Below are 15,437 nucleotides of genomic sequence, written 5' to 3'. Positions count from 1 at the left end.
ACAAGCAGTAAACTGGATATGGCCACTTGCATGATGCTTTGTCGCCGTGGGTGGTGGAACACCCGGCAGCCTCAATGGGCTGCACTCTACGTTGCCTGTCCTTTTTTGATTGTGGCCGTGCTGGGGTATTAGTCAATGCCGTGGAACATTCTTGTAAGCTTCAGAAGCCTGCAGCGTCGATATCGATCAGCAGTAACCGTTTGCCGTTGTCGATAAATTGCCCGGCGGTCAGGCAGTACTGGTTGGTGGTAGCGTCGCGGTAGGTGCTGGAGAGGATCAGCCGGCGTTCTTCCCAGCCTTCGGCCAGTAGTTGGTAGAAATATGGCCGCCACGACCAGTTATGCCCGACATAGCGCGCATCGCTGTGCCAGCTGTGCTCGCGCCATTCCAGGTTGGCGGTTAGCTGAGTGCCGTGGCGGTCGCATTGGTAGATGCGCAGCAGCCAGGGGTAGGTATGCGGTTGCGGCAGTTGCTTGGGCTGTGAGCCGTTTTCGATCCAGGTCTTGAAACCGTTCATCAGCTCACCGAGCTGCTGGCGCAGGGTCATCAGCCGTGCGCGTTCAGCGAGTTTTTGCTGCACATAATGGTCGCGCAACTGGGCAAAACGTTTGAAGAAGGCGTTGCTGCTGAAAAAAGTCTCTTCGGGTTTGGCAAATAGATAACCCTGCACATAACGCGCGCCGCACTCCAGGGCGAAATCCAGCTCGGCCTCGGTTTCCACGCCTTCGGCAATGATCCAGCAGCCGGTCTTTTCTGCCATCTGCGCAAGGGCCTTGACGATCTCGCTGCTTGGCCCGCCACGGGCGGCCTGCTGAAACAGGCGCATGTCCAGCTTGAGGATGTCCGGTTGCAAGGCCAGTACGCGGTCGAGCTGAGAGTAGCCCGCGCCGAAGTCGTCGATGGCGATGCGTGCGCCGGCTTCTCGATAACGTTCCACCACACCCGGCAGGCGTGAACTGGCGCCGCCCAGTTCGGTGATTTCAAAGACGATACGTGCTGGGTCGATGCCACTGTGTTGCAGCTGTTTGAGGCTGGGCAGTGCTTGTTCGGGGCGCAGCCGACTGATCCAGCGTGGCGAGATATTCAGGCTGAGAAACCAGTCATGCGGGGCTTCATGAAAGCGCCGCAGAGCTTGTTCGCGGACTTCGCGGTCGAGGCGGCGCAGGGCAGTGGGCGGGGTTTTCGGGTCACTGAACAAGGGGCCTGCCGAGTGCAGTTGGCCATCAGCGCTGCGCAGGCGCGCCAGTGCTTCGACACCGGCAATACGTCCGGTGGCGGTATCGATAAAAGGTTGAAAAACAGCAAGCGGTTGACCGTTGAACACTGCGCAGTTCCTTAGCCAGGCAGACGCCCCGGTGGGCGGCGTAGCCAGGTGACTAAGCAATATCGTGGCCAGCTTAATCCCCTGTGTGGGTATCTTTAGTCGTGTCGACAGAAGTGTCTGGGCGTCGCGGAGGATTGCGCCGCAGCAGCGGAAAGGCGATCAGGGCGATACGCAGCCAGCGTCGCCAGTGGCCACGGCGGATGCCGACGGTGGCCAACAGTAGTGCACCGCCTGCGACCCAAAGTGGTGCGTTGCTGTTGCTCAGTTCTTCACGCCAGTTATTGCGCCAGTGCTGCGCCTGACGCAGCGGTTGCAGCATCACCAGGGTTTCGTGGCGCAGTTCCTGGCGGTGCATTTGCAGGCGCATGCGCAGCAGGGTTTTACGTAGTTCGCGGCGCGAGGCCTTGGCGGGTAGCTCGGGCATAGTCATGGCAGCAGTTGCTCACGGTCACGGGCCAGTTCTTCAAGGCTGGCGCTGAAGGGCGCCGGTGCATTGCGTACTCGCTGCAATAGCACGATCAGGGTGCCCAGCAGGCCCACTGCATAGAAGGCGCACAGGGCGCTGATAACCAGTAGGCGGTGTGTCTCCCAGAAGGCAATCAGCAGCGCGGCGGACAGGCCGATGATCAGCAGCAGGCCGAACAGCAGGCTCAGGCTGGTCAGCACCAGCAGGCCGAGGGTATGGCTTTGCTGCTCTTTAAGCTCTTCGCCAAACAGCGCGATATGGCCCTGCAATAACCCCAGCAAGGCGCTGGCAAATCGCCGTGGTGAACTGCCGCGACTTGGCGGGGCGGGCTGCGACGCATCCATGGATGTTCTCTTTAGCGCCGGGAAATCAGCATGCCGAGCAGCAGGCCAATGGCGGCAGCGATGCCGAGGGTCTGCCATGGGTGAGTCTGCACATAGCCTTCGGTGGCTTCAATAGCCGCCTTGCCGCGGGCATGCAAGGCGTCTTCGGCGTTGTGCAGGGTGCTACGCGCGCGGCCCAGGCTGCTGCGGATCTGCTCGCGCAGTTCCTCGGCCTGTTCACCGGCGAGGCTGGCGGAATGCTGCAACAAGCTTTCGGTGTCACGCACCAGCGCCTGGAATTCGTCGAGTAACTGATCCGAGCTGGACGATATGGGGGTCTTACGAACCATGGTGTCTCTCCTTATGACGGGGCAGTGTAGGGGGTTCGAGTCCTCTGTGGGGCAGTGGTTCCTTCTTTTCTTCGGCACAGGGGGATGCCGCTGATTGCTCGGCTGGTACAGCGCTTGCATTGCGTTGGTGCGCGCTCTTGCTGATGCGCTCCTTTATGGGGCTGCAAGGGTTCTGGCCAGGACGCCGTGGTGCATCAATAACTTATTAATAACTATGGAATAAGTACTTCGAGACAAGGTTCAGTCGGCACCGGCTTGGTGCTGCGCGGCCTTGACCTCGGCGAGCTGGATCATGATGAGTGCCGCCATATGGTGCGTATTTATTGATTTGTGATCCGCTTTGGTGCTTTTTCCCCGCGACGGAGTTTTCTTCGCAGATGGAAAACATCAACAGTGCTGTGGAAACCCTGATTCACGGCTCCAATACCCTGTTTATTCTGCTTGGTGCCGTGATGGTGCTGGCTATGCACGCCGGCTTTGCCTTTCTTGAAGTGGGTACGGTCAGGCAGAAGAACCAGGTCAACGCTTTGTCGAAGATCATCTCCGACTTTGCCGTGTCGGCCCTGGCTTATTTCTTTGTTGGCTACTGGATTGCCTACGGCGTGACCTTCCTAGAGCCAGCCAGCGTGCTGACTGAAGGCAACGGCTACGCCCTGGTGAAGTTCTTCTTTCTGCTGACCTTTGCTGCGGCCATTCCGGCGATTATTTCCGGTGGTATCGCCGAGCGCGCCAAGTTCGGCCCGCAACTGTGCGCCACGGTGCTGATCGTGGCCTTTATCTACCCCTTCTTCGAGGGGATGATCTGGAACGGCAACTACGGCGTGCAGGCCTGGCTGGAAGCGCAGTTCGGCGCAACCTTCCATGACTTTGCCGGCTCGGTGGTGGTGCACGCGATGGGCGGCTGGCTGGCCTTTGGCGCGGTGATTCTGCTGGGGCGTCGTGATGGGCGTTACCGCGATGGTCGTCTGGTGGCCTTTGCCCCGTCGAATATTCCGTTCCTGGCGCTGGGCTCGTGGATTCTGATCATCGGCTGGTTTGGCTTCAACGTGATGAGCGCACAGACCCTGGGCAGCGTCAGCGGCCTGGTGGCGGTCAATACCCTGATGGCGATGGTCGGCGGTACGGTGGCGGCTTTGCTGGTTGGTCGCAATGACCCTGGCTTCCTGCACAACGGTCCGCTGGCTGGCCTGGTGGCGGTGTGTGCCGGTTCCGACCTGATGCATCCGGTCGGTGCGCTGGTTACTGGTGCCATTGCTGGTGCGCTGTTCGTCTGGGCGTTTACTGCAACCCAGGTGAAATGGAAGATCGACGACGTGCTGGGTGTCTGGCCACTGCACGGTCTGTGCGGTGTGTGGGGCGGTATTGCCTGCGGCATCTTCGGCCAAGAGGTGTTGGGCGGCCTGGGCGGTGTAAGCCTGGCCAGCCAGTTTGTCGGCACCGCGCTGGGCGTGGTAGTGGCCTTGATTGGTGGCGTACTGGTTTATGGTGTGCTGAAGGCTACCGTGGGAATCCGCCTGAGCCAGGAAGAGGAGTACTACGGTGCTGACCTCTCGGTGCACAAGATTGGCGCCGTCAGCCAGGATTGATGGCTAGGTGTTAATGCAAAAGGCCCGGACAGTGTCCGGGCCTTTTTATTGCGACCGCTTAAATGTGAGGCTTAGAACAGTGGCAGGGTGTAGCTGACGATCAGACGGTTCTCGTCAAGGTCGCCGCCGGTTGCTGTCGCGTTGCTGCGCACCATCGCGTTCCGCCAGCGGAATGCCAGGTTCTTGAAGGTGCCTTCCTGAATGGTGTAGCTGACATCGAAGTCGCGTTCCCATTCCTTGCCATCACGGCCACCAGCGCCATCGAAGCCATCGCCGGTAACGTAACGCACGAAGGCACTCAGACCGGGTACGCCGTAGGTGGCGAAGTTGATGTCATAGCGTGCCTGCCAGGATTTCTCGTCCTTGCGGGTGAAATCGAGAATCTGCAGGTAGTTGACGATGTAAGGATCGGTTTCGGTGAGGAATGGGAAGGCGTTGTCGCCGCCGACCTTCTGGTAACCCAGGCGGAAGGTGTGTGCGCCTGTGCCAGCCCAGAGGTTGACCGACGTCAGGTCGTTATCCAGCTTGCCGCCGCGTTTGCTGCCGTTGTCCTGGGAATCGAAGTAGGCCAGGTTGGCCCCCAGCTTCCAGTCACCGATGGGTTGTACGTGGATGAGGTTGTAGAGCTTCTGGTCGTAGATATCTTCCAGCTCGCCGTACCACAGGCCTACGGTGGTGTTGCCGGCGTTGAATTTGTAGTCGCCACCGGCAAAGTTGTAACGGTCACTCACGCCGCCGACGTTGCTGGCGGTGATGTCCTGGCTGTCGGTGGAACTGCGGAAGTTCACTTCGCGTAACTGGCCGCCGTTGAGGGTCAGTCCGTCGATTTCCTGGGAGGTGATCATCCCGCCGTTAAACACCTGTGGCAGCAGGCGCGAGTCACCGGACGCCACGATAGGCAACTTAGGCATTAGGCCGCCGACTTTGCCAACGGTCTTGGAGATACGCACTTTGGCTGCTGCTGTGGCTTCGGAATACTCCCCTGGCCCCTCATTACCAAAGCTGTTTGGCAGCAAGGCGGTGCCTGCGCGCTCATCGGACGAGTCGAGTTTCAGGCCCAGGCCTGCGTAAGCATCCAGACCAAAGCCCACGGTGCCTTCGGTAAAGCCCGACTCGGCTTTTAGGATAAAACCCTGGGCCCATTCTTCGCGTTTGGATTGCTGCGCTGCGGTGCTGTTACGCAGGTCGCGGTTCATATAGAAATTGCGTAGCTCAAGGGTGGCTTTGCTGTCCTTGATAAACTCTGCCTGGGCCAGCGATGGCAGGCAGAGGCAGGTGCCCAGTGTGGCGAGTGCCACAGCGCGGGCGAGGGGAGATTGAGTCATTATTGTTAGCTCCTCGTGTGTGCGGGTCGGCTTGTGGCCGATCTGATACAGCGAGGCGCAATAAAGCATGGGGGCTTAGGCTTGGCTTTTAGACTTTGGTCTGCTCGGTTTCGGTCTTTGTTGGTCTGGCGTGCAGTGGACGCAGTTGCAATCGCTCTAGCCTGCCTGGCGCACCGTTGATCGGTTTATCCGCAATCAGGCTAAAGTTTCATCCCGCACGGCCGCCAACCAGTCAGATACACCGCCTAGGTACTTTGCCATGAACCCCCTGGCCGCAAATTTATCCTCCGCTTCACGTCCTACCTCCGCCACTGCTCAGCCGGTTGTACGTAATGTTGCCGATGCGCAGGCGACACTGGCCAATCGCCTGGCTGAGCGCCTGGGGCTTGAGCCCGGTGCGTTGGCCGGCAAGGCCAATGATTACACTCCGGAGAAAGTCGCCGGGCGCATTCTCGGTTTTATCGAGCAGCGCCTGCAAAGCGAACAAGCTGCTGGTGCCGACCCAAGCAAGCTCAAGGGCTTGCTTGAACAGGCGCGTAGCGGCGTGGAAAAGGGTTTTGCCGAGGCGCGTAAGATTCTCGACGGCATGGGCGTGCTGCAAGGCAAGGTGGCGAGCGATATCGGCGACACCTACCAGAAAATCCAGGACGGTTTCAGTGACCTGGACAAGCGCTTTAATCCGGATGCGGCGCTGGTTGAGGGCTCAACCAATATCGCCGCTTACAGCGAACGGTTTGCCGCGCAAGCGGAAACCTTCGATATGGAAGTGACCACCCGTGATGGTGATCGGCTGCGTATTTCCATCGCCCAGGCTTCGGCCAACTGGTCGCAGAGTGGCGTTGTTGCTAGCAGCAATGGCAACGGCAGCTCAGTAGTTGCCAGCAGCCAATCCGGGAGCCTGCAGATAGGTGCCTGGCAAGTCAGTGTCGAAGGCGAGCTGGATGACGAAGAACGCGCTGCACTGGAAAAACTCTTCGGTCAGGTGCAGGACCTCTCCAACAAGTTCTATGCCGGTGATCTGTCGAGTGCCTTCGATCGGGCCATGGCGCTGGAAATGGATGGCGAGCAATTGGCGTCCATGTCCCTGCGTCTGACCCAAACCACTGTGCGTCAGGCAACCGATGCCTACAGCGCCGTTGCGCAAGATGGCGGCCAGGCTGCCAGCGCGGTCAACAGCTCGCTGATCGACTACGCTCAGGGCCTGCTTGACGCATTGCGCAGCGCCAATCAAGTGGCTGAAGAAGGCACCGCTAAAACCAGCTTGCTGGATATGCTCAAGGGTGGCTTCTCGCTGGATGAGCGTTTTGACAGCGGTCGTCTGGACAAGGCCGAACAGCTCAACAGCCGCTTGTTGGATGGCCTGCAGAACCTGCTCAATCCCGCCCTAGACAGCAGCAAGTCCAAGGACGCCTGAGCCTAGGGCAGTGCTAAACTGCACCTCCAGTAGTCAGTGGAGGTGCGCAGATGCTCCCGGAATGCCAATTATTCGGTACGCTCGGCTGCCACCTGTGTGAGGTGGCCGAAGCGCTGCTGATGCCTTTTGTCGAGCACGGTCTGTTGGTCGAGCTGATCGATATTGCCGAGCATGAGCACTGGGTCGAGGAGTATGGTCTGCGCATTCCGGTGCTGCGCCGCAGCGACACCGGGGCCGAGTTGAACTGGCCATTCGAAGCCGAACAGATTGTCGAATTCCTGCGTAGCACCTGATGCTTGATGGGTGTGCGGCGGTCAATGATTTAGTGAAGGAAGAAGATCAATGAGCATGGTGCTTGGAGACGCCCTGTCGCTGCTGCTGTTTCGCTTACACAGCGGTCGTTTGTTGGGGATCAACCTGCTCAAGGTTCAGGAAATCATTCCCTGCCCGACGCTGAGCAAACTGCCCAGTCGTCATCCCCACGTGCGTGGCGTGGCCACCCTGCGTGGTTCGGCGCTGACAGTGATTGATCTGGCCAAGGCCATCGGCGAGCAGGGCGTGCCGGGCAACAATGATGGTTGCCTGATCGTCACCGAACTCAGCCGCTCGCGTCAGGGCCTGCATGTGCAAAGCGTGGAGCGCATCGTGCAGTGCTACACCCGCGATGTTCGTCCGCCGCCGGCAGGTTCCGGCAGCAAAGCCTTTATCACTGGGGTGACGCAGATCGACGGCAAGATTGTGCAGATTCTCGATATCGAGAAAGTGCTGCACGAGCTCGCGCCGATGATTATCGAGGAGCTGGACGAGCAGTTGCTCTCAGAACGTGAGCGGGCGCTGCTCAAAGGGCGTCGCGTACTGGTGGTGGATGACTCGCACGTCGCATTGCACCAGACGATGATTACCCTGCGTAAGCTGGAACTGGATTGCCAGATGGTGCGCAGCGCCGCCGACGCACTTGAGTTGCTGCAGCGGCAATTCGATGCCGGGGAACCCATCGAGGTGCTGGTCTCGGATATCGAAATGCCGGAAATGGATGGCTACGACCTGGTACGCACGCTGCGCAAGAAGCCGGATATCGGCCAGATCTATGTGCTATTGCACACCTCGCTCGACAGCACCATGAACACCGAAAAAGCCAAGGCGGTCGGCGCCAATGACGTGCTGACCAAGTTCTCCACTATAGACCTGAGCAAGGCCCTGGTGCAGGCATTCGAAAGTCTGCAATAGCCTTTGCCACAGGCATAAAAAAGCCCGCGATTAAGCGGGCTTTTTTATGGGTTCTGGTCGAGAGACAGGATTCGAACCTGCGACCTTCTCGTCCCGAACGAGACGCGCTACCAAGCTGCGCTACACTCCGAATGGCTCAAGATTCTACTGAGAAAGTTTTACCGTACAAGGGGTTAGGGCTTATTTTTTCTATTGGCCAAACGCTTTGCATGTATCGCTCAGCGCCCAGGCGCCGAGCAAAAGTACCTGGCAGCGCCTGGGGCATTTTCTTACAGCTCTTTGACGGTACGCACTTGATCCTTGTTGACCTTGGCGCGTTTACCATCGAGTTGTTCGAATTCGTAGAAGCCCGAATCTTCGTCATAATTCGGCTCGTCGATGGTCTGAATTTCGCGGCCATCATTGAGGGTGATTACAGTCGGGGACGCGCAACCAGTCAGCGCGACCAGGCCCAAGGTAAGCAGCAATGCTGGAATAATCCGCTGAGACATGGGTTTCTCCTTGATTGATAGAGGTTTTTACCCTGCTTGTGACGAAATTTTGCCAATCAAGTTCCCTTGTTGGCCTTTATCCGCGTGTCGCCTAGCAAGTCCGGGGTGTTTAGGTTGGCCAGGCGAGGGTCACCGAGTGGACACTCGACTGTCAATGGATCAAGGCTGCGCAACCAGCGTTGCGGGCTGCGCTCACCGGCTTGCCAGGCCTGTTCCAGGCCGGCATGCAGTGCCCGAGGAATAACGCTGAACAACGGCTCGAGAAACTCACCTTGGCGCACTACGACTGCGCGCTGACCGGCCAGGCGCAGTAGTGCCTCCAGCAGCGGCCTGTCGAGTTGTGGCGCATCACACGGCAATACCAACAGATTCTCCTGGCGCGCGATGCGCAGACCGGCACGTATGCCTGCCAGCGGGCCTTGGAAGTTGCCATTGCCATTGTCAGAAGGACCATCTGCAACTAACCGATCAGCAAAGGGCGCATAGCGCTCGGTGTTGCGGTTGCAGGAGATGATCAGGTCGTCGGTCAAGGGCCGCACCAGCTCGTGCAACCAGGCAATCAGCGGACGGCCTTGCCAGTCGAGCAGGCCTTTGTCGGCACCGCCCATACGTTGCCCACGGCCGCCGGAAAGCAGCAAGACAGAACAGCGCGGCAGGGTTGCGGAAGCGGGCATGCGCAGTCTCCGAAAGCGGGCCTGTGTTATAACGGCGGGCATTATCGCCCATAACTGGAAGCCTGCCATGAACCACAAGGCCGAGGCACATTTCGTGCCCTTGAATATCGCGGTGTTGACCGTCAGTGACCCCCGCAGCCTGGATACTGACACCTCGGGCCAGCTGTTTGTTGACCGCCTGCAGGCGGCCGGCCATCAGCTCGCCGCCCGGGTTTTGCTCAAGGACGATCTGTACAAGATTCGCGCCCAGGTCGCCACCTGGATTGCCGAGGACCAGGTGCAGGTGGTGCTGATTACAGGCGGCACCGGCTTTACCGGTCGTGATAGCACCCCGGAAGCGGTGAGCTGCTTGCTGGACAAACAGGTCGATGGTTTTGGTGAGCTGTTCCGGCAGATTTCCGTGGCTGATATCGGTACGTCCACCATCCAGTCGCGCGCCCTGGCGGGGCTCTCCAACGGCACCCTGGTGTGCTGCCTGCCGGGTTCGACCAACGCCTGTCGTACCGCCTGGGATGGCATCCTGGGTGAGCAGCTGGATAACCGCCACCGTCCGTGTAATTTCGTCCCGCACCTCAAATCGGTGGCCGCCTGCGAGAGCCGTGAATGAGCTGCTGTGACAACCCTGGGTTGATGCCCGTCGAGGCGGCGCTGGCGCGTTTGTTGGCGCAGGCTGAGGCTTCGGCAATTGTTGAAACCGAGCAGGTCTACCTGCATGACGCGGCTGGCCGCGTGCTGGCTGAGCAGCTGATTGCCAAGCTGGATCTGCCGCCCTGGGACAATAGCGCGATGGATGGCTATGCCCTGCGCCTGGCCGACTGGAATGGCGAACCGCTGGTTGTCAGCCAACGCATCCAGGCCGGCAGTGCGCCGCAGCCGTTACAGCCTGGTACCTGTGCGCGGATCTTTACCGGCGCGCCGCTGCCCGCTGGCGCCGACACCGTGGAAATGCAGGAAAACGCCGTGCTCGGTGAGGATGGCCGCGTTGCTTTTAGCGAGCCGCTGAAGCTCGGGCAGAATGTGCGCGCCCAGGGCCAGGAAACCCGTGTTGGCGATAGCGTATTACCAGCCGGTACCCGTCTAGGCCCGATCGAGCTGGGTTTGGCCGCATCCCTGGGTTGCGCCGAATTGACGGTGCGCCGCCGACCTCGGGTGGCCGTGTTGTCCACTGGCGATGAGCTGGTAGAACCGGGTCAGCCACTGGGGCCAGGGCAGATCTACAACAGCAACCGCCGCGTATTGATCGCCTGGCTGCAGCGTCTGGGCTGTGAGGTGGTGGATGGCGGCATTCTGCTCGATGACCTGGAACAGACTCGCGCGGCGCTGGGTGCGTTGAGTGATGTCGATCTGATTTTTTCCACCGGCGGGGTGTCGGTGGGCGAGGCGGATTTCCTCGGCATGGCCCTGCGTGAGGAGGGTGAGCTGGCGCTGTGGAAGCTGGCGATCAAACCGGGCAAGCCGCTGACCTGCGGGCAGTTCCGTGGCGTTCCGGTGATCGGCCTACCGGGCAACCCGGCCTCGACCCTGGTGACCTTCGGCCTGCTGGCGCGGCCTTACCTGCTGCGCCGTCTGGGTGTGCAGCGGGTCGAGCCATTGGGCTTTCCGATGCCGGCGGGCTTCACCTGGAGCAAGCCGGGCAACCGCCGTGAATACCTGCGTGCGCGCCTGGAAAATGGCCGGGTGGTGCCTTACCCGAACCAGAGCTCCGGTGTGCTGCGCAGTGCGGCCTGGGCCGAGGGGTTTGCCGAAGTGCAGGAAAATACCACGCTGGCCGAGGGCGATAGCCTGCGCTTTATTCCGCTCAGCGAAATCCTCGGGTAGGTCAGCGCAGCGATGGATGAAAACAGCGTCATCCACCCTACCGTTGGAGTCGCCGGGTAGGGTGGATGGCGCTTCCCCCATCCACCAAGCGGGTTAACCCGTGCGCCGGCTCTCGCGAAACTCGCCCGGCGTCTGCCCGGTCCAGGTCTTGAAGCTGCGGTGGAATGAGCGTGATTCGGTAAAGCCCAGGTAGCTGGCGATATCCTGAATCGCCAGGTCGCTGCGCAGCAGGTAGTGCTCGGCCAGCTCCTGGCGCAGTTCATCGAGAATCTGCTGGTAGCTGGTGCCCGCCAGCTGCAGATGACGCTGCAGGGTACGCACCGTCATATTGAACTTCTCCGCCACCCGTTCCTTGCGCGGCAGACCATCCTTGAGCAGCAGGCGCAGGGCGTTCTTCACTCGTTGCGGCAGCGGCTCGTTGTCGTCCAGCCCAGCCATCAGGGTCAGGGCGTGTTCTTCTAAAGTGCGCAGCAGGTTGGCGTCGGCCTGGCGCAGCGGCACAGCGAGGTATTCCAGCGGCACAAGCAGCGCATTGCAGCTTTGTTCGAAGCGGATCGGACAGCCGAAAATCGCTTGATACTCGGCACTATCGACGCCTTCAGGCAAGGCGTGTTCGAACCACACCTCCCGCGGCGAGCTGTCCGAATCAGAGATCCAGCGCGCATACAGCAGCCACGAAGCCAGTACGTTCTCCACCATATGCCGACGGATTGGCTCAGCCTGATGACGGCAGCTCCAGATCAGGCGAACGTGGTCAGCGCCGGCCTCGACCCGGCTGACACCCATATCCCCCACCAGTTTTTCGTAAGGCACGATGCGACTCATGGCCTCACCGAGGGTGGCGCAGTTCATGGTGATATAGCCCAGCACGCTCCACGAACCCGGTTGCACAAAGCGCGCGCAGTGCAGACCAAACAGCGGGTCAGCCGACACCTTGAGCAAGTGATCGAGCAGGCGCTCATGGGTTTCACTGGGGATGCGCTTACTGTTGTCGGCCAGGTCCTCGGCCTTGATGCCGGCTGCTGCCAACGCCTGGTCGATATCCAGACCCAATTGCTCGGCGTGGCGCAGGTACTTGAGCAGGGAGGGGACAGAGGTATAACCGAGGTTTTCCATGAACTGTTCTTATTCTGAATGTCTTGATTGGCGATATCGCCTGGCTCGATACGACAGTGACGCCTTGAAGCGGCCAGCTAGTATAGGCAGCCATCGAGGGTGACTGAAATATCCGGGAGACACAGATGCGACGTTGGAACGGCTGGGGTGATGAAGCAACAGTGGTGGAGCTGCCGGCCCATGGCGAGGCTTTTCTCGCCGAACTGGTCGGCCCTGGTCAGTTGCTGGCCGATGCCAGTCTGGAACAGGTGCTGGCGCAAGTGCCGGCCTCGCGTCTGCAGGCTCACCCGCTGATCTGCCTGAATGCCGAAGACCGCGTGCGTCACGCCCGTGGCCAGAGCCTGCCGGACTGGCTGGCGATGCGTTCTGGTGATTTTGGCGTGTTTCCCGATGGCGTGGCTTACCCGGAAAGCGCCGCGCAGATTCGCGAGCTGCTGGCCTGGGCCAGCCAGCAGGATCTGATCGTGATTCCCTACGGTGGCGGAACTTCGGTGGCCGGGCATATCAACCCGCAGGCCAGCAGCAAGCCAGTGCTGACCCTGTCGCTGGCACGCATGGGCAAACTGATCGAGATCGATCACGACAGCCTGATCGCCACCTTCGGCCCTGGCGCCAATGGTCCGCAAGTGGAAAGCCAGCTGCGTGCCCAGGGCTATACCCTCGGCCATTTCCCCCAGTCCTGGGAGCTGTCGACCCTCGGCGGTTGGGTCGCCAGCCGTTCCAGCGGCCAGCAGTCGCTGCGCTACGGGCGCATCGAGCAGCTGTTCGCCGGTGGCAAGGTCGAGACCTTTGCCGGCACCCTGGAGATTCCAACCTTCCCGGCCTCCGCTGCAGGCCCGGATCTGCGCGAAGTGCTGATGGGTTCGGAAGGGCGCTTTGGCATTATTTCCGAGGTCAAGGTGCGCGTCACCCGCCTGGCCGAGCAGGAAAACTTCTATGCGGTGTTCCTGCCCAACTGGCAGCAGGCGCTGAACGCCATTCGCAGTCTGGCCCAGGCGCGGGTACCGCTGTCGATGCTGCGCCTGTCCAACGCCATCGAGACCAAGACCCAGCTGGCCCTGGCCGGCCATCCGCAGCAGATCGCCTGGCTGGAGAAATACCTGGCCCTGCGCGGCGCACGCGATGGCAAGTGCATGCTGACCTTTGGTGTCACCGGCAGCCGCACACAGAATGCCGCCTCGCTGAAACAGGCGAAGAAGCTGCTGAAGAGTTTTGACGGCGTATTTAGCGGCACTCTGCTGGGCAAGAAATGGGCGGAAAACCGCTTCCGTTTTCCCTACTTGCGCCACGGCCTGTGGGCCGCCGGCTACGCGGTGGATACGCTGGAAACCGCTACCGACTGGAGCAATGTCGACAACCTGTTGAACAAGGTCGAAGCCAGCCTGCGCACTGGTCTGAGTGAAGATGGCGAGCAGGTGCATGTGTTTACCCACCTGTCTCACGTCTACAACGAAGGCTCGAGCATCTACACCACCTACGTGTTCCGCCCGGGTGCGAACTACGCCGAGGCCATGGCGCGCTGGCAGAAGCTCAAGCATGCCGCCTGCCTGACCATCGCCGAGAACCGCGGCACCATCAGCCATCAGCACGGCGTCGGCCGCGATCACGCGCCTTATCTGCCGGTGGAGAAGGGCGAACTGGGCATGGCCACGCTCAAGGCCTTGGCCGGGCATTTTGATCCCGATCAGCGCCTGGCCCCTGGCGTATTGCTGCAGGATTGATGATGACTCAGTGGAACGCCGCCTGGCGCGAACAGGCGCTGCCCGGGCTGGCCGCGCGCGACTGGGATTTGATAGTCGTGGGTGGCGGTATCAGTGGCGCCGGGATTCTGCGTGAAGCAGCGCGGCGCGGCTGGAAATGCCTGCTGCTGGAACAGCGCGACTTCGCATGGGGCACTTCCAGCCGTTCCTCGAAGATGGTCCACGGTGGGCTTCGCTATATCGCCAAAGGCCAGTTTGGCTTGACCCGCGATTCGGTTCGCGAGCGCCAGCGTCTGCTGCAAGAAGCGCCGGGGCTGGTCGACCCCTTGAGTTTTATCATGGCCCATTACCAGGGCGGCTTTCCCGGTCCCAAGGTGTTCGGCAGCTTGCTGGCGCTGTATGACGGCCCTGGCCGGCAAGCGCAATCATCTCTTCTACCCGTTGCAGCAGCTGCGCTACCTGGCTCCAGGCCTGAAGGAAGATGGCCTGCTCGGCGGCACGCGCTTCTTTGATGCAGTAACCGACGACGCACGGTTGGTGCAGCGCGTGCTGGGTGAGGCCCGTGCCGAGGGCGGCGAAGCGCTCAACGGCATGCGCGTGGTCGAGTTACGGCGCGAAGACGGGCAGGTCAGCGGTCTGTTGGCCGAAGATGCCGAAACCGGGAAGTTGTACCGTTTTAACAGCCGCGTGGTAGCTCAGGCCACCGGTGCCTGGGCTGATCAGTTGCGCTGGAAAACCGGTCTGGAACATATCCGCCCGTTGCGTGGCAGCCATCTGTTGTTGCCCGCCTGGCGCTTGCCGGTGGCCCATGCGTTCAGCTTTATGCACGCGTCTGATAAACGTCCGGTGTTTGTCTTCCCCTGGGAAGGCGCGACGGTAATCGGTACTACCGATCTGGATCACTCGGCGCCCTTGGCGCAGGAAGCCCGAATCAGCCGTGAAGAGGTGGATTACCTGCTGGCTGCCTGCAATCAGCAATTTCCCTCCGCCGGGATTCGCGCCGCGGATGTGCTGTCGAGTTGGGCCGGCGTGCGTCCGGTGGTCAGCGACGGTGTTGCGGAGCGCAAACCCTCGGATGAGAAGCGCGAGCATGCGCTGTGGGTCGAGCCCGGCTGCGTCACCCTGGCTGGCGGCAAGCTGACCACTTTCCGTCTATTGGCGCTGGAAGTGCTGCGGGCCTGTGCGCCTTTTGTTGCGCGCTGTGTGGCGGATCAGGGCGCGGCGACTTTTGCACCTGTACCCAGTCAACCGATGCCAACGCTAAGCCCTGCCCAGCAGCAGCGCCTGATCGGCCGTTATGGCAGGGCGCTGCCGCAGCTGCTGGTGCTGCTCGAAGAGCTAGGCGTCGAACAGGTGGCCGGCACGGACACGCTATGGGCCGAGTTGGCCTGGGCGGCCGAGCAGGAACTGGTGCTGCACCTGGATGATCTGCTGCTACGCCGTACCCGCCTGGGCCTGTTGTTGGCTCAGGGTGCGGCAGCCGAATTGCCGCGTATCCGCGCTTTGTGTCAGGCCCGCCTGGGCTGGAGTGACACGCGCTGGCAGTGGGAGGAGCAGGTGTATCTGCAACTCTGGCAGCGCTGTTACAGCTTGCCAGCAGAAGATTGATCAATAGAAAGGACG

15 protein-coding genes, 1 tRNA gene and 1 pseudogene are annotated in these 15,437 nt (G+C 60.8%); 8 read left to right on the top strand and 9 right to left on the bottom strand.

Annotation, left to right across the window (positions count from 1 at the left end; all coding sequences use genetic code 11):
* Positions 1-160: 160 nt before the first annotated feature.
* The 4 genes from BLW24_RS23610 to BLW24_RS23595 form a co-directional block, all read right to left on the bottom strand.
* Positions 161-1,324: an EAL domain-containing protein gene (locus BLW24_RS23610; RefSeq protein ID WP_090387407.1), complete on the bottom strand. Its 1,164-nt coding sequence runs from the start codon at positions 1,322-1,324 to the stop codon at positions 161-163.
* A gap of 73 nt (positions 1,325-1,397) precedes the next feature.
* Positions 1,398-1,754, bottom strand: coding sequence for a hypothetical protein (locus tag BLW24_RS23605; protein WP_090387405.1), 357 nt, complete (start codon positions 1,752-1,754; stop codon positions 1,398-1,400).
* Positions 1,751-2,134, bottom strand: a complete 384-nt coding sequence (locus BLW24_RS23600) for a phage holin family protein (protein WP_090387403.1) — start codon at positions 2,132-2,134, stop codon at positions 1,751-1,753. Before BLW24_RS23600 ends, BLW24_RS23605 begins: the two co-directional genes overlap by 4 nt.
* Before the next feature lie 11 nt (positions 2,135-2,145).
* The gene (locus BLW24_RS23595; RefSeq protein WP_090387401.1) at positions 2,146-2,463 is read right to left on the bottom strand and encodes an ElaB/YgaM/YqjD family protein; all 318 of its coding nucleotides are present in this window, start codon (positions 2,461-2,463) and stop codon (positions 2,146-2,148) included.
* Between the two features lie 377 nt (positions 2,464-2,840).
* On the opposite strand from BLW24_RS23595, the gene BLW24_RS23590 reads away from it, so the two are divergent.
* Positions 2,841-4,049: an ammonium transporter gene (locus BLW24_RS23590; RefSeq protein WP_090387399.1), complete on the top strand. Its 1,209-nt coding sequence runs from the start codon at positions 2,841-2,843 to the stop codon at positions 4,047-4,049.
* A 71-nt stretch (positions 4,050-4,120) separates the two neighbouring features.
* Here the strand turns inward: BLW24_RS23590 and BLW24_RS23585 are convergent, their stop codons facing one another.
* Positions 4,121-5,374, bottom strand: a complete 1,254-nt coding sequence (locus tag BLW24_RS23585) for an OprD family porin (protein WP_090387397.1) — start codon at positions 5,372-5,374, stop codon at positions 4,121-4,123.
* A 259-nt stretch (positions 5,375-5,633) separates the two neighbouring features.
* Here BLW24_RS23585 and BLW24_RS23580 point away from each other — a divergent pair, with 259 nt between their 5' ends.
* The 3 genes from BLW24_RS23580 to BLW24_RS23570 are packed head-to-tail and all read left to right on the top strand — an operon-like array spanning position 5,634 to position 8,015.
* Positions 5,634-6,788 carry a DUF5610 domain-containing protein gene (locus tag BLW24_RS23580; protein WP_090387395.1) on the top strand — a complete coding sequence of 385 codons (1,155 nt, stop codon included), beginning with the start codon at positions 5,634-5,636 and terminating at the stop codon, positions 6,786-6,788.
* A gap of 50 nt (positions 6,789-6,838) precedes the next feature.
* Positions 6,839-7,081 (top strand): glutaredoxin family protein, encoded by a 243-nt coding sequence (locus BLW24_RS23575; protein ID WP_090387393.1) that lies wholly within the window; start codon positions 6,839-6,841, stop codon positions 7,079-7,081.
* Positions 7,082-7,130: 49 nt separating this feature from the next.
* The gene (locus BLW24_RS23570; RefSeq protein ID WP_090387391.1) at positions 7,131-8,015 is read left to right on the top strand and encodes a chemotaxis protein CheV; all 885 of its coding nucleotides are present in this window, start codon (positions 7,131-7,133) and stop codon (positions 8,013-8,015) included.
* 54 nt (positions 8,016-8,069) lie between these two features.
* Here the strand turns inward: BLW24_RS23570 and BLW24_RS23565 are convergent.
* The 3 genes from BLW24_RS23565 to mobA all read right to left on the bottom strand — a co-directional run bounded on the left by BLW24_RS23565 (position 8,070) and on the right by mobA (position 9,180).
* A tRNA-Pro gene (locus tag BLW24_RS23565) sits at positions 8,070-8,145 on the bottom strand.
* Positions 8,146-8,284: 139 nt separating this feature from the next.
* On the bottom strand, positions 8,285-8,506 hold the full coding sequence (locus tag BLW24_RS23560; protein ID WP_090387389.1) for a YgdI/YgdR family lipoprotein: 222 nt from the start codon (positions 8,504-8,506) through the stop codon (positions 8,285-8,287).
* A gap of 56 nt (positions 8,507-8,562) precedes the next feature.
* The gene (gene mobA / locus BLW24_RS23555) at positions 8,563-9,180 is read right to left on the bottom strand and encodes a molybdenum cofactor guanylyltransferase MobA (RefSeq protein ID WP_090387386.1); all 618 of its coding nucleotides are present in this window, start codon (positions 9,178-9,180) and stop codon (positions 8,563-8,565) included.
* A 67-nt stretch (positions 9,181-9,247) separates the two neighbouring features.
* On the opposite strand from mobA, the gene moaB reads away from it, so the two are divergent.
* Together moaB and BLW24_RS23545 are read left to right on the top strand one after the other, a co-directional pair.
* Entirely contained in the window at positions 9,248-9,787 is a 540-nt protein-coding gene (gene moaB / locus BLW24_RS23550) for a molybdenum cofactor biosynthesis protein B (RefSeq protein WP_090387384.1), read from the top strand.
* Positions 9,784-10,998, top strand: a complete 1,215-nt coding sequence (locus BLW24_RS23545) for a molybdopterin molybdotransferase MoeA (RefSeq protein ID WP_090387382.1) — start codon at positions 9,784-9,786, stop codon at positions 10,996-10,998. The genes moaB and BLW24_RS23545 overlap by 4 nt, the downstream gene beginning before the upstream one ends.
* A 93-nt stretch (positions 10,999-11,091) precedes the next feature.
* Here BLW24_RS23545 and gliR read toward each other — a convergent pair whose 3' ends face one another.
* Positions 11,092-12,114 (bottom strand): AraC family transcriptional regulator GliR, encoded by a 1,023-nt coding sequence (gene gliR / locus BLW24_RS23540; protein ID WP_090387381.1) that lies wholly within the window; start codon positions 12,112-12,114, stop codon positions 11,092-11,094.
* Between the two features lie 125 nt (positions 12,115-12,239).
* Between gliR and BLW24_RS23535 the strand changes: the two genes are divergently transcribed.
* Positions 12,240-13,835 (top strand): FAD-binding oxidoreductase, encoded by a 1,596-nt coding sequence (locus BLW24_RS23535; RefSeq protein WP_090387379.1) that lies wholly within the window; start codon positions 12,240-12,242, stop codon positions 13,833-13,835.
* A gap of 2 nt (positions 13,836-13,837) precedes the next feature.
* Positions 13,838-15,422 (top strand): annotated as a pseudogene (locus BLW24_RS23530) (glycerol-3-phosphate dehydrogenase/oxidase).
* Positions 15,423-15,437 lie beyond the last annotated feature (15 nt).

This window comes from Pseudomonas anguilliseptica, assembly GCF_900105355.1.
GTDB classification, from domain to species: Bacteria; Pseudomonadota; Gammaproteobacteria; order Pseudomonadales; family Pseudomonadaceae; genus Aquipseudomonas; species Aquipseudomonas anguilliseptica.
The sequence above is the reverse complement of the archived record's forward strand: the minus strand, read 5'-3'. Positions and strand labels throughout refer to the sequence as shown.

Coding starts and splice junctions, on each gene's coding strand:
- BLW24_RS23605 (WP_090387405.1), bottom strand. CDS start 1,754: ATGACTATGCCCGAGCTACCCGCCAAGGCCTCGCGCCGCGAACTACGT.
- BLW24_RS23600 (WP_090387403.1), bottom strand. CDS start 2,134: ATGGATGCGTCGCAGCCCGCCCCGCCAAGTCGCGGCAGTTCACCACGG.
- BLW24_RS23595 (WP_090387401.1), bottom strand. CDS start 2,463: ATGGTTCGTAAGACCCCCATATCGTCCAGCTCGGATCAGTTACTCGAC.
- BLW24_RS23590 (WP_090387399.1), top strand. CDS start 2,841: ATGGAAAACATCAACAGTGCTGTGGAAACCCTGATTCACGGCTCCAAT.
- BLW24_RS23585 (WP_090387397.1), bottom strand. CDS start 5,374: ATGACTCAATCTCCCCTCGCCCGCGCTGTGGCACTCGCCACACTGGGC.
- BLW24_RS23580 (WP_090387395.1), top strand. CDS start 5,634: ATGAACCCCCTGGCCGCAAATTTATCCTCCGCTTCACGTCCTACCTCC.
- BLW24_RS23575 (WP_090387393.1), top strand. CDS start 6,839: ATGCTCCCGGAATGCCAATTATTCGGTACGCTCGGCTGCCACCTGTGT.
- BLW24_RS23570 (WP_090387391.1), top strand. CDS start 7,131: ATGAGCATGGTGCTTGGAGACGCCCTGTCGCTGCTGCTGTTTCGCTTA.
- BLW24_RS23560 (WP_090387389.1), bottom strand. CDS start 8,506: ATGTCTCAGCGGATTATTCCAGCATTGCTGCTTACCTTGGGCCTGGTC.
- mobA (WP_090387386.1), bottom strand. CDS start 9,180: ATGCCCGCTTCCGCAACCCTGCCGCGCTGTTCTGTCTTGCTGCTTTCC.
- moaB (WP_090387384.1), top strand. CDS start 9,248: ATGAACCACAAGGCCGAGGCACATTTCGTGCCCTTGAATATCGCGGTG.
- BLW24_RS23545 (WP_090387382.1), top strand. CDS start 9,784: ATGAGCTGCTGTGACAACCCTGGGTTGATGCCCGTCGAGGCGGCGCTG.
- gliR (WP_090387381.1), bottom strand. CDS start 12,114: ATGGAAAACCTCGGTTATACCTCTGTCCCCTCCCTGCTCAAGTACCTG.
- BLW24_RS23535 (WP_090387379.1), top strand. CDS start 12,240: ATGCGACGTTGGAACGGCTGGGGTGATGAAGCAACAGTGGTGGAGCTG.